At 71.5% G+C, this 12,256-nt stretch carries 10 protein-coding genes; 1 reads left to right on the top strand and 9 read right to left on the bottom strand.

The genetic code is table 11. From position 1 onward, the window contains the following. Positions 1-92 precede the first annotated feature (92 nt). The 6 genes from ACZ4VF_RS25475 to ACZ4VF_RS25500 form a co-directional block, all read right to left on the bottom strand. Positions 93-932, bottom strand: coding sequence for a shikimate dehydrogenase (locus ACZ4VF_RS25475; RefSeq protein ID WP_467928779.1), 840 nt, complete (start codon positions 930-932; stop codon positions 93-95). Further along, positions 913-2,577 (bottom strand): endolytic transglycosylase MltG, encoded by a 1,665-nt coding sequence (gene mltG, locus ACZ4VF_RS25480; RefSeq protein ID WP_467928780.1) that lies wholly within the window; start codon positions 2,575-2,577, stop codon positions 913-915. Before mltG ends, ACZ4VF_RS25475 begins: the two co-directional genes overlap by 20 nt. 122 nt (positions 2,578-2,699) lie before the next feature. Continuing rightward, entirely contained in the window at positions 2,700-3,164 is a 465-nt protein-coding gene (ruvX, locus tag ACZ4VF_RS25485; RefSeq protein WP_467929167.1) for a Holliday junction resolvase RuvX, read from the bottom strand. Between the two features lie 2 nt (positions 3,165-3,166). Then, a complete protein-coding gene (gene alaS, locus ACZ4VF_RS25490; RefSeq protein WP_467928781.1) occupies positions 3,167-5,839 on the bottom strand; it encodes an alanine--tRNA ligase in 2,673 nt (890 codons plus the stop codon). After that, a complete protein-coding gene (locus ACZ4VF_RS25495) occupies positions 5,839-6,186 on the bottom strand; it encodes a hypothetical protein (protein ID WP_467928783.1) in 348 nt (115 codons plus the stop codon). The genes alaS and ACZ4VF_RS25495 overlap by 1 nt, the downstream gene beginning before the upstream one ends. 16 nt (positions 6,187-6,202) lie before the next feature. Beyond that, entirely contained in the window at positions 6,203-6,628 is a 426-nt protein-coding gene (locus ACZ4VF_RS25500; RefSeq protein ID WP_467929168.1) for a DUF948 domain-containing protein, read from the bottom strand. 172 nt (positions 6,629-6,800) lie between these two features. Here ACZ4VF_RS25500 and ACZ4VF_RS25505 point away from each other — a divergent pair, with 172 nt between their 5' ends. Continuing rightward, the gene (locus tag ACZ4VF_RS25505) at positions 6,801-8,972 is read left to right on the top strand and encodes an ATP-binding protein (RefSeq protein ID WP_467928784.1); all 2,172 of its coding nucleotides are present in this window, start codon (positions 6,801-6,803) and stop codon (positions 8,970-8,972) included. Between the two features lie 21 nt (positions 8,973-8,993). On the opposite strand, the gene rpsD is transcribed toward ACZ4VF_RS25505, so the two are convergent. The 3 genes from rpsD to ACZ4VF_RS25520 all read right to left on the bottom strand — a co-directional run bounded on the left by rpsD (position 8,994) and on the right by ACZ4VF_RS25520 (position 11,981). Next, positions 8,994-9,608 carry a 30S ribosomal protein S4 gene (gene rpsD, locus ACZ4VF_RS25510; protein WP_030343860.1) on the bottom strand — a complete coding sequence of 205 codons (615 nt, stop codon included), beginning with the start codon at positions 9,606-9,608 and terminating at the stop codon, positions 8,994-8,996. Between the two features lie 295 nt (positions 9,609-9,903). Continuing rightward, positions 9,904-11,259 carry a replication-associated recombination protein A gene (locus tag ACZ4VF_RS25515; protein WP_467928785.1) on the bottom strand — a complete coding sequence of 452 codons (1,356 nt, stop codon included), beginning with the start codon at positions 11,257-11,259 and terminating at the stop codon, positions 9,904-9,906. A 65-nt stretch (positions 11,260-11,324) separates the two neighbouring features. Then, a complete protein-coding gene (locus tag ACZ4VF_RS25520) occupies positions 11,325-11,981 on the bottom strand; it encodes a vitamin K epoxide reductase family protein (RefSeq protein WP_467928787.1) in 657 nt (218 codons plus the stop codon). Between the last annotated feature and the right edge of the window lie 275 nt (positions 11,982-12,256).

A 12,256-nucleotide genomic window follows, 5' to 3' on the forward strand; every position in this document is an offset into this window, starting at 1 on the left:
CGGGTGCGCGACCCCGGTGCGCCACCTCCGATCCTCCCACGTCCGGGGACGGAAGCAGGCCGCCGGTCCAGGAAGCGGACGCGGCGGGGGCGTCAGCGGGCCGCGAGCGCCTTCTCCCCGGCGTGCCGCATGGCCTCCACCGGGCCGGGGACGTGCCCGGTCATCTGCTCGAACTGGAGCACGGCCTGGTGGACCAGCAGGTCGAGGCCGCTGACCACGGCACCGCCGAACATGGACCAGCGGGCCGCCAGCTCGGTGGGCCAGGGGTCGTAGAGCACGTCGAAGAGGGTGGCGGGGCGTTCGGGTACGGCGCCGGCGAGGGCGTCGGTCGTCCCCGCGGGCGTGGTGGCGATCACCAGGGGGGCGCGCAGCGCCTCGGCCGCGTCCGCCCAGTCCGCCGTACGGACCTCCACGTCGAGCCGTTCGCCCCACTGCCGCATCTCGGCGGCGCGGGCCTCGCTGCGGACGTAGGCCACGACCTCCCCGGTGCAGATCCGGGCCAGCGCGGCGAGCGCGGAGGAGGCGGTGGCGCCGGCCCCGAGGATCGCGGCGGACGCGACCTCTTCGATGCCGTGCTCGCGCAGGGCGGCGACCATGCCCGGGATGTCGGTGTTGTCGCCGAGCCGGCGGCCGTCCTCGGTGAGGACGAGGGTGTTGACCGCGTCGACCGAGGCGGCCGTGTCGCTGACCTCGTCCAGCAGCGGGATCACCGCCCGCTTCAGCGGCATGGTCAGCGACAGCCCGGCCCACTCCGGCCCGAGCCCGTCCAGGAAGCCGGGCAGGGCGGCCTCGTCGACGTCGAAGCTGTCGTACGACCAGCCGGTGAGGCCGGCCGCCTCGTACGCGGCGCGGTGCAGCACCGGGGAGAGGGAGTGGGCGATCGGCGATCCGAGCACGGCGGCACGGCGGCCGTCAGTTGCCCGCGTTGGCATTGAACTTGTCCTTGAGCTCTAGGAATTCTGCGTAGGTCTTGGCGAACTCGGTGTTGTTCGTGCCGTCGGTCGCCACGAAGTAGATCCAGCCGTCGTGCGTCGGGTTCAGGGACGCCTTCAGCGCGTCCTCGCCGGGGTTGCCGATCGGGCCGGGCGGAAGCCCCGGGTGCCGGTACGTGTTGTACGGGCTCGTGTTGCCGTTGATCTCCTTCTCGGAGATGTGGATGTTGCTCGTGCCCTTGAGGTAGTTGTAGGTCGAGTCGAACTGCAGCAGCCGGTTGGTCTCGGTGTTGGTGGGCTTCAGGCGGTTGTAGACCACCTCCGCCATCTTGCGGAAGTCGTCGTGGGTCTTGCCCTCGGCCTGGACCAGGCTGGCGACGGTGACGAGCTGGAAGGCGTTGTCCAGGCCGAGCGCCTTGGCCTTCTCGGTCAGGCCGTAGGCGGCGTACTTCTGCTTGGCCTGGGTGACCATCTGCTTCAGGACGGCCTCGGGCTTCATGCCCTTGGCGGCCGGATAGGTGCCCGGGAAGAGGAAGCCCTCCAGCCGGTCCTTGACCTCGCCGCTGTTCTGCGCCCAGGCCGGCAGGCCGAGGCTCTTGTACTGCTGGTCGGCGGCCTTCTTGGTCGCGCCCGCGGACAGCTCCAGCTTCTTGTCGATGGCCGCGTAGACGCCCGAGTTGCGCTCGCCCGGGGTGACCACCACGTTGTTCTGGCTGCGCGGGTCCAGCATCAGCCGGACGGCGCTGGCCGCGGACATCTCCTTCTCCAGGGTGTAGACACCGTCCTGCAGCGATTTGCCGTCAGGGTTGGCCTGCAGTGCGGAGACGAACGCGGCGGCGCTCTCGACGACACCCGCGTCCTTCAGCTTCTGGCCGATCTCCCAGCCCCCGGCGCCCTTGGGGATCTCGACGGTGACGTGCTCCCCGTTGCCGTCGCCCGCGTAGTCCGGGGCCGTGCCGAAACGATTTTGGTAGAACTGGTACCCGAAGTACCCGACGCCGCCGAGGCCGCCGCCGAAGACCAGGACGACCACCATGCAGGCGCAGCCGGTGCGCCTCTTCTTGCTCTTGACGGGCTTCTTGCCGCCCTTGCCGCGCCGCTCCCGCCGGCTCTGGAGCTGGTGCTCCTCGTCGTCCTCGCCGCCGCCCGCGAAGAAGGCGTGCTCCTCCTCGGCCGCCGGCTCGAGCTCGGGCTCGGGCTCCGGCTCGGGGCGCCTGCGGCCGGGCGGCTCCGGCGGCGGGTAGGCGTCCTCGGTGCCGTAGAAGTCGGGCTGCTCGCCGCCGTAGGCCACGGGCTGCTGGCCGTACGGGTCGCCGGGGTCGGCGGCGTACGGCACATGGCCGTGGGTGCCGGTCGCGTCCCAGCCGCCCTGGTGGGGCTGGTGCGGGGTGTGACCGTCGAACCGCTGGTCGAAGTGCCGGCCGGAACCGTCGTGGTACTGGTGCTGCTGCCCGTCGTACCCGGGCTGCTGTTGCTGGTTCCAGTCGCCGTACTGCGGAGCCTGGGGATGGTTCTGCTGCGGCCGGCCGTCGTGGGCGGACTGCCGGCCCGCCTGGGTCTGCTGTCCTCCCCATCCGCCGTCCCCGTACAACGGGTCCTCCGGATGCCACGGTTCGGAGCCTGGGCCCCGGCCATACTCAGTCATCGATCCCCTAGAGCCGCGAGGCCGGCGGTCACGCGGCCGGTGGGCCGGCTTCCGCTCCGCCTCTTGCTGTGCGCCGGCTGTTCGAACACCGGCGCATCGCGCGGAACGTTACCGTATCGCGATCAGATGACCACTTCGACGCCTTCGCCGGGTGGATCGCCTGACACCCGTTCGGATTCCAGGGCCTGCTGCAAAATGATGACGGCGGCGGCCTGGTCGATGACCGCGCGGCCCTTCTTCGACTTCACGCCCGAGGCGCGCAGCCCCTGACTGGCCGTCACCGTCGTCATCCGCTCGTCCACCAGCCGCACCGGCACCGGCCTGATGCCCTTGGCCAGCTCCTGGGCGAAGGCGCGGACCTTGACCGCGGCCGGGCCCTCGCCCCCCTTGAGGGAGCGAGGGAGGCCGACGACGACCTCGATCGGTTCGTACTCCTCCACCAGGCGGAGCAGCCGGCGGTGGGCGGCGGGGACGTCCCGTCCGGGGACGGTCTCCACCGGGGTGGCGAGGATCCCGTCGGGGTCGCACGAGGCGACCCCGATCCGGGCGTCCCCGACGTCGATCGCGAGTCGACGCCCTCGGCGCATCGTCACTTCGCCGTTTCCGTCACGAGCCGCTCGACGGCGTCGACGGCCTCGCCGATCGCGGCCGGGTTCTGGCCGCCGCCCTGGGCGACGTCCGGCTTGCCGCCACCGCCGCCGCCGAGCGTCTTGGCGGCCGTGCGGACCAGGTCACCGGCCTTGAGGCCGCGCTCGCGGGCGGCGTCGTTGGTGGCGATGACCGTGAGCGGCTTGCCGTTGTTCACCGTGAAGAGGGCGACCACCGCGGCGCGTCCGCCCTGGATCCGGCCGCGCACGTCCAGGACCAGCTTGCGCAGGTCGTCCGGGGTGGTGCCGTCCGGGACCCGGCCGGTCACCAGGGCGACGCCGCGCACGTCCTTGGCGGACTCGGCGAGGCCGGCGGCGGCCTGGAGCACCTTCTCGGCGCGGAACTTCTCGATCTCCTTCTCGGCGTCCTTGAGCTTGCCGAGCATGGCGGAGACCTTCTCCGGCAGTTCCTCCGGGCGGCCCTTGAGCAGCTCGGTCAGCTGGTTGACGACCGTGTGCTCACGGGCGAGGAAGTTGTAGGCGTCCACGCCGACGAGGGCCTCGATACGGCGCACACCCGAGCCGATGGAGGACTCGCCGAGCAGCTTCACCAGGCCCAGCTGGGCGGTGTTGTGCACGTGGGTGCCGCCGCACAGCTCCTTGGAGAAGTCGCCGATGGTGACGACGCGGACCCGCTCGCCGTACTTCTCGCCGAACTCGGCGATGGCGCCCTGCTTCTTGGCCTCGTCGATGCCCATGACCTCGGCGTGCACGTCGAGGTCGCGGGCCAGCACCTCGTTGATCTTCTGCTCGACGTCGGTCATCACGGCCGTGGGGACGGCGGACGGCGAGCCGAAGTCGAAGCGGAAGCGGCCCGGCTGGTTCTCGGAGCCGGCCTGGGCGGCCGTGGGGCCGAGGGCGTCGCGCAGGGCCTGGTGGGTCAGGTGGGTGGCCGAGTGGGCGCGGGCGATGGCCGTACGACGGCGGGCGTCGATGGAGGCGTGGGCCTTGGCGCCGACGGTCACCTCGCCGACCTGGACGACGCCCTTGTGGACGTACACGCCCGGGACCGGCTTCTGGCAGTCGCGGACCTCGATGACGGCACCGGAGTCGATCCTGATGCGGCCGGTGTCGCCGATCTGGCCACCGCCCTCGGCGTAGAAGGGGGTGCGGTCGAGGACGATCTCGACCTCGTCGCCCTCGGTGGCGGCCGGGGAGGAGACCCCGTCGACGAGGATGCCGACGATCGTGGACTCGCCCTCGGTGTCCGTGTAGCCGATGAAGTCGGTCTCGCCGGCGGCGTCGGCGATCTCGCGGTAGGCGCCCATGTCGGCGTGACCGGTCTTCTTGGCCTGGGCGTCGGCCTTGGCGCGCTCCCGCTGCTCCTTCATCAGGCGCCGGAAGCCGTCCTCGTCCACGGACAGGCCCTGCTCGGCGGCCATCTCCAGGGTGAGGTCGATCGGGAAGCCCCAGGTGTCGTGGAGCAGGAAGGCCTTGTCGCCGGAGAGGACCGTGCCGCCGGACTGCTTGGTCTCGGTGACGGCGGTGTCGAGGATGTTGGTGCCGGCCTTGAGCGTCTTGAGGAAGGCGTTCTCCTCGGCGAGGGCGACCTTCTCGATGCGCTCGCGGTCGGTGATCAGCTCGGGGTACTGCCGGCCCATCATGCCGATCACGGTGTCGACCAGGTCCTTGACGACCGGACCGGTGGCGCCGAGCAGGCGCATGTTGCGGATGGCGCGGCGCATGATACGGCGCAGGACGTAGCCGCGGCCCTCGTTGCCCGGGGTGACACCGTCGCCGATGAGCATGGTGGCCGTGCGCATGTGGTCCGTGACCACACGGAGCGACACGTCCGAGTCGTGGGCCTCGCCGTAGCGGACGCCGGTCAGCTCGGTGGCCTTGTCGATGACGGCCATGGAGGTGTCGATCTCGTACATGTTCTGCACGCCCTGCAGAATCATGGCGAGCCGCTCCAGGCCGAGGCCCGTGTCGATGTTCTTGCTCGGCAGGTCCCCGAGGATCTCGAAGTTGTCCTTGCCGATGCCCTCGCCCCGCTCGTACTGCATGAAGACGAGGTTCCAGATCTCCACGTACCGCTCGTCGTTGACGGCGGGGCCGCCCTCGACGCCGAACTCGGGGCCGCGGTCGTAGTTGATCTCGGAGCAGGGGCCGCAGGGGCCGGGGACGCCCATGGACCAGTAGTTGTCCTTCATGCCGAGGCGCTGGATGCGCTCCTTCGGCACGCCCACGACCTCGTGCCAGATGCGCTCGGCCTCGTCGTCGTCCTTGTAGACGGTGATCCACAGGCGCTCGGGGTCGAGGCCGTAGCCGCCCTCGTCCTGGGCGCTGGTGAGCAGCTCCCAGGCGAGCTTGATGGCGCCTTCCTTGAAGTAGTCGCCGAAGGAGAAGTTGCCGCACATCTGGAAGAACGTGCCGTGGCGCGTGGTCTTGCCGACCTCTTCGATGTCGGGCGTGCGCACGCACTTCTGCACGCTGGTGGCGCGCGGGAACGGCGGCTTGACCTCACCCAGGAAGTAGGGCTTGAAGGGCACCATGCCGGCGGGGACGAGGAGCAGAGTCGGGTCGTCCGCGATGAGCGACGCCGAAGGGACGACGGTGTGCCCGCGCTCCTCGAAGAAGCTCAGCCAGCGGCGGCGAATCTCGGCCGACTCCATCAGTGGTCCTCATTCCGGTTGTGCGAGTACGTCGGGTTCTCGACGTACTTCGGGTTGCTGCGGTTGTTCTCGATGGCGGCGAACCGCCGGGGTGCCGGGAGTTCGGGGCTGTCCTGGATGCCGAGGGCCTCCTCCAGCTCGGCCTCCCGCTGGGCCATGTTGTCGCGGACGTCGAGCGCGAAGCCGACCGCGCGGTCCTTCAGCCGCTGACCGGTCTCCAGGGCCTTGTGGGCGGCGGTGGCGGCCAGGCTCTCCGGGGTCAGCTGCCTGAGCTTGCGGTTGACCTTGGTGGTGGCCCACACTCCGGCGGCGACACCGGTGCTGAACCAGAACGTACGGCGGAACATCGCTCGGTCTCAGTCCTTACTTCCGCTTGCGTCGTGCGGCGGGGACCGTCCGGCCCACGATCACCGTACGCCGGGGCGACTTGGCGGGCACGTCCTCCTTGCGGCCGCCGAGGGCCCGGCGCACGCCGTAGCCGAAGGCCGCGACCTTGACCAGCGGACCGCCGAAGGTGGAGGCGACGGTGGTGGACAGCGCGGAGGCGTTGGACGTGACCTCCTGGACGTCGGAGGCGATCGCGTCGACGCGGTCGATCTGGGTCTGCGCCGAGCGCACCGCCTGGGAGGCGTCGGCGAGCAGCGGCACCGCCTGGTCGGTCACGTCCGCGACGAGCTTGGTGGTCGCCTTGAGCGTCTGGGCCAGCCTCGCCAGTGCGACCGCGAGGAAGGAGACCAGGATCGCCCAGAACACGGCCACCAGAATCCCGGCCACCTCTCCACCGGACACTGTGCGCACCCGCTCCCTGAAACGTGCTCTGAACATCTGAACCATGAAAAAGCAGTGCCCCGAGCCTATCGCGCCGGGGCCGCGGCTCCGTACCCGATTACCCCCGCGCAGCGGGCGGAGTTGCGGTAGGGGATTGTACGGAGTGAACACGGTTCAGTACGCTCCGTGTCCCATGCGAGGTCCTCAGAGCCCCGGCTCCCGGGCGGACGGCGATCCGTCCCTCGAACTCACCGCTTTCGTCGGGCGCTCGGCCGAGCTGGCCGAGCTGACGGCGGCGCTCGGCCAGGCACGGCTGGTGACCGTCACCGGGGTGGGCGGGGTCGGCAAGTCCCGGCTGGCCGCGCGGGCGGCGGCGCGGTGGGCGTCCGGTGCCCCGGGGGACGGTCCGCGGCGGGGGCGGGTTGAGCTGGCGACGGTGCGCGATCCGCAGTTCGTGGAGTACGCGGTGGTGGAGGCGCTGGGGCTGACCGACCACACCACCCGGATGCCCCGGGAGACGCTGCTGGAGCATCTGGCCGGCCGTCCGGCGCTGCTGGTGCTGGACGGGTTCGAGCACCTGGTGCCGGCCTGCGCGGATCTGACGGCGGAGCTGCTGCGCCGGCTGCCGGAGCTGCGGGTGCTGGCGGTGGGCCGGCGTCCGCTGGGCCTCGCCGGCGAGCGGCTGTTCCCGCTGGCGCCGCTCGGCGAGGACGAGGCGGTGGAGCTGTTCGCGGACCGGGCCCGGGCGCATGGTGTGCCGGTGTCCGACGGTGCCGAGGTGCGGGAGCTGTGCCGGCGGCTGGAGGGGGTTCCGCTGGCGCTCGAACTGGCGGCCGGGCGGCTGCGGGCCCTGTCCCCGGGGCAGGTCCTGCAGCGCCTGGACGACCGGTTCCGGCTGCTGACCGGCGGCGGCCGGGACGCCCTGCCCCGGCACCAGACGCTGCGCACGGCGATCGGCTGGAGCCACGAGCTGTGCACGCCGGCCGAGCGGCTGCTGTGGGCGCGGTTGTCGGTGTTCGCGCAGACCTTCGACCTGGAGGCGGCCGAGTACGTGTGCAGCGGCGACGGACTGGCCGCCGGGGACGTGCTGGACGTGCTCTCGGAGCTGCTCGCCCAGTCGGTGCTGGCCCGCGAGGACACCCCGGCGGGCCCCCGCTACCGGATGCTGGACACCGTCCGGGCCTACGGCGCCGAGTGGCTGGAGGCGACCGGGGACGCGGGCCGGCTGCGCAGACGGCACCGGGACTGGTACCTGGGCCTGGCGACCTGGTGCGAGCTGGAGTGGTTCTCGCCGCGGCAGCGGGAGGTCGCCGCGCGGGTCGAGGCCGAGCTGCCGAATCTGCGGACCGCGCTGGAGTTCTGTCTGACCGAGCCGGAGGAGGCCCATCTCGGTCAGCACCTGGCGGGTTCGCTGTGGTTCTGCTGGGTGGGCTGCGGCCGGCTCTCGGAGGGCCGGCGCTGGCTGGAGCGCAGCGTGGAGCTGGACTCGGAGTACGAACAGTCCCGGCTGAGGGCGCTGTGGGTGCTCGGCTACGTGGCGATCCTGCAGGGCGACACCGTGACGGCGTTGCAGGCGCTCCAGGTCTGCCGGGAGCAGGCGGAGCGGTCGGCCGATCCGACGGCGGTGGCGTACGCCGAGCACCGCACCGGGTGCCTGGCCCTGGTCTCGGACGACATGGCCCGCGCGGAGACGCTGCTGCGGTCGGCGCTGGAGCGCTACCAGGAGATCGGCGAGCTGAACAGCAACGTGCTGATGGGCCAGGTGGAGCTGGCGATGACGCGGGCGTTCCAGGGGGATCTGCCGGAGGCGGTACGGCTGTGCGAGGACGTGCGCCGGGTGTGCGAGGACCACGGGGAGCGGTGGGCGCGGTCGTACGCGCTGTACGTGCTGGCGTACGCGGCCTGGCAGGGCGGCGACGCGGTCCGGGCGCGGGAGCTGCTGACCGACTGCCTGGACAACGCGCACACGTTCCGCGATCTGCTGGGAACGGTGCTGTCGATCGAGCTGCTGGCCCTGGTGACGGTGACGCAGGGCGACGCGGTGGAGGCGGCGGTGCTGCAGGGGGCCGCCGGGCGGATGTGGCCCTCGGTCGGGCTGCCGCTGTTCGGCTCGGCGTACTACAACGCCCCGCACGAGCTGTGCGAGGCGACGGCCCGGAGGGCGCTGGGCGACGAGGGGTACGAGGAGTGGGCGCGCCGGGGGGCGCGGCTGGACCGGGAGACGGCGGTGGAACGGGCGCTGAGGCACGACGTACGGCCGCTGCCGGCGCTGCCGGCACCCCGGGGACCCCTCCCGCGCACCCGCGCCGGACAGCGCGAACCCGCCGCCTCGCCCACCCGGAAGGGCGGGGAGACGGCGGGCTGAGGTGCTGCGCCTGGGCTGGGGTCAGCGGGCGTAGTACTCGACGACGAGCTGCTCGTCGCAGATCACCGGGATCTCCTTGCGGTTCGGCTCGCGGTCCAGGCGGAACGCCAGGGCCTTGAGGTTCACCTGGAGGTAGCGCGGGGTCTCACCGTCGGGGGCGAAGCCACCCTCACGGGCGATCGTGAAGAGCGTCTTCTCCTTGGAGCGGTCGCGGACCTGCACGACGTCGTCCGGACGGACGCGGAAGGACGGCTTGTCGACCTTCTGACCGTTGACCTGGATGTGGCCGTGGACGACCATCTGGCGGGCCTGGTAGATCGTGCGGGCGATGCCCGAACGCAGGACCAGCGCGTCGAGGCGGCGCTCCAGCTCCACGATCAGGGCCTCGCCGGTCTTGCCCTGGACCTTGGACGCACGCTCGTAGGCGCGGACCAGCTGGCGCTCGGAGATGTCGTACTGAGCGCGCAGGCGCTGCTTCTCCAGCAGACGGACCTTGTAGTCCGAGTTCTGCTTGCGGCCGCGGCCGTGCTCACCCGGCGGGTAGGGGCGGGCCTCGAAGTACTTGACGGCCTTCGGGGTCAGCGCGATGCCGAGGGCACGCGACTTCTTGACCTTGGGGCGGGACTGGTTCGCCACTGTCTTTCGTCTCTTTCGTAGTGTCGGCTCGTCAGAGTTAGGGAGGTCGCATCCGCAGCCGGGAAAACCCGCCGGATCCCGTCAAGGGACCTGCCGGGCAGCCGCTTCCCTGGTCTGGGCACATACGTGCAGCACGCGAGTGGCCCACCGACCGTCCCGGTACTCCGGGTGGTGGTGGGCTGCCCGCGACACCGTTCGACGGTGCGCGACGCTCCTGGAACCCGCTGGGGGTTCCGGCTGTCCGTCCCGTTCTGACAGCACGGGACTCAGCACTTCGGAGCAGTCTACAGGGTGCTCAGGACCGCCTGCGACCGAGGTGGCCGCGGGTCCACTCGACGGCGTCCGCGTATCTGGCCTCGGCGCCGTGCCGGCTCGGCGTGTAGTACTCGCGGTCCTTCAGGGCGTCGGGGGCGTACTGCTGCTGGGCGATGCCCTCGGGCAGGTCGTGCGGGTAGACGTACCCCTGGGCGTGGCCGAGCTTCGCGGCGCCCTTGTAGTGCCCGTCGCGCAGGTGCGGCGGGACCGGTCCGGCCAGGCCCTTGCGTACGTCCTCCAGCGCGGCGCCGATCGCGGTGGTCGCCGAGTTGGACTTGGGGGCGAGGGCCAGGGCGATGGTGGCGTGGCTCAGGGTGAGGGCGGCCTCCGGGAAACCGATCATGGCGACGGCCTGGGCGGCGGCGACGGCGATCGGCAGGGCGTTCGGGTCGGCCAGGCCGATGTCCTCGCTGGCCGAGATCATCAGGCGGCGGGCGATGAACCGGGGGTCCTCGCCGGCCTCGATCATGCGGGCCAGGTAGTGCAGGGCCGCGTCGACGTCGGAGCCCCGGATGGACTTGATGAGGGCGCTGGCGACGTCGTAGTGCTGGTCGCCGTCGCGGTCGTACTTCACGGCGGCGCGGTCGACGGTCTGCTCCAGCGTCTGGAGGCTGATCGCGGTCTCGCCCTGGTCGAGGGCGGCCCCGGCGGCCGCCTCCAGGGCGGTGAGGGCGCGGCGGGCGTCGCCGCCGGCGATCCGCAGCAGGTGCTCCTCGGTGTCCTCCGGGAGGGCGACGGCGCCCTTCAGGCCGCGTTCGTCGCCGAGGGCGCGCCGGAGCAGGCCGCGGACGTCGTCGTCGGTGAGCGGTTCGAGGGTGAGCAGCAGGGAGCGGGAGAGCAGCGGGGAGATCACCGAGAAGTACGGGTTCTCCGTGGTGGCCGCGATGAGGGTCACCCAGCGGTTCTCCACGGCCGGGAGCAGGGAGTCCTGCTGGGCCTTGCTGAAGCGGTGGATCTCGTCCAGGAAGAGGACGGTCTCCTTGCCGAAGCCGCCGGTGGCGCGGCGGGCGCCGTCGATGACCGCGCGGACCTCCTTGACGCCCGCGGTGATCGCGGACAACTCCACGAACCGCTTGTTGGTGGCCTTCGAGACCACGTACGCCAGGGTGGTCTTGCCGGTGCCCGGCGGGCCCCACAGGATCACCGAGGAGGGTCCGGCGGGGCCGCCGTTGCCCTCGCCGACCAGCCGGCGCAGCGGGGAGCCGGGCCCCAGCAGGTGCTGCTGGCCCACGACCTCGTCGAGGGTGCGCGGTCGCATGCGCACCGCCAGGGGGCTGGCCGCCGGGTCCTTCTCCTGGCGTTCTTCTGCTGCTGCGGTGAAGAGGTCGGGTTCCACGCTGAAACCCTAGAACACCGCACTGACAATCGGGTCGGGGCCGTCGGCCGGCCCCGTCCGTCCGGTCAGCTGGTCCAGAAGTCCCACCAGCGGGTGAGGACCAGCATGCCGATGACGCCGACGTGCGCGACGGGCAGCACCCAGGTGAACTCGCCGAGGAAGGACTTCAGCCAGCGCGGGGCCGGCAGGAAGTCGTTGCGGACGTTGAACGAGGTGACGTACCAGAACATGGTGATCGTGGCGACCCAGGCCAGCGAGCACCACAGGCACAGCGCGTTGATCCGGTACAGGGACTGGAACTGCAGCCAGGTGCAGAAGGCCACACCGAAGAGCGTGCCGACGTTGAACGTCAGCCAGTACCAGCGCGGGAACCGGGCGCGGGTCAGCAGGCTCATGCCGACGCAGACGACGATCCCGTACGCGACCAGGCCGAGCATGGGGTTCGGGAAGCCGAAGACGGCGGCCTGCTTGCTCTGCATGACGCTGCCGCAGGACACCACCGGGTTGAGGCTGCACGAGGGGGTGAACGACTTTCCGGCGGCCTTGGCTTCCAGCAGCTTGAACTTGTCGATCGTGATGACCCAGGCGGCCAGCAGTCCGGCCGCGCCGGTGATCACCAGCAGGACGGCGAAGGCACGGCTGCCGCCGACCGCGCGGGGGACGCCGGCGCCGCGCTCCGGACCGGGCTCCGCGGAGATGTCTGTGACTGTCGTCTTGCTCATCACGCCGATTCCGTCACTTGAGAGTTGGACCACCTTCGGGCACGGGTCATTGTGCCGCACAGGCCTGTGTGCGCACCGTTCGCTGCGCATAAGGACGTACGGACACCGGCCACGGACCGTTCGGAAAACCCTCGGCGGGGGGAACCGGCGCGCACGGGGTTGACGCGGCACCGCGACACGAGCGGGGGGGGGGGGGGGGGGGGGGGGGGGGGGGGGGGGGGGGGGGGGGGGGGGGGGGGGAGGGGGAGGGGGGGGGGGGGGGGGGCTGCCTCTTC

This window comes from Streptomyces sp. NPDC029151 (genome assembly GCF_055564315.1).

Excerpts from the sequence above, each read along its gene's own strand:
- ruvX (WP_467929167.1), bottom strand. The coding sequence starts at position 3,164 with ATGCGCCGAGGGCGTCGACTCGCGATCGACGTCGGGGACGCCCGGATC.
- ACZ4VF_RS25495 (WP_467928783.1), bottom strand. The coding sequence starts at position 6,186 with ATGTTCCGCCGTACGTTCTGGTTCAGCACCGGTGTCGCCGCCGGAGTG.
- mltG (WP_467928780.1), bottom strand. The coding sequence starts at position 2,577 with ATGACTGAGTATGGCCGGGGCCCAGGCTCCGAACCGTGGCATCCGGAG.
- alaS (WP_467928781.1), bottom strand. The coding sequence starts at position 5,839 with ATGGAGTCGGCCGAGATTCGCCGCCGCTGGCTGAGCTTCTTCGAGGAG.
- ACZ4VF_RS25505 (WP_467928784.1), top strand. The coding sequence starts at position 6,801 with ATGCGAGGTCCTCAGAGCCCCGGCTCCCGGGCGGACGGCGATCCGTCC.
- ACZ4VF_RS25520 (WP_467928787.1), bottom strand. The coding sequence starts at position 11,981 with ATGAGCAAGACGACAGTCACAGACATCTCCGCGGAGCCCGGTCCGGAG.
- ACZ4VF_RS25475 (WP_467928779.1), bottom strand. The coding sequence starts at position 932 with ATGCCAACGCGGGCAACTGACGGCCGCCGTGCCGCCGTGCTCGGATCG.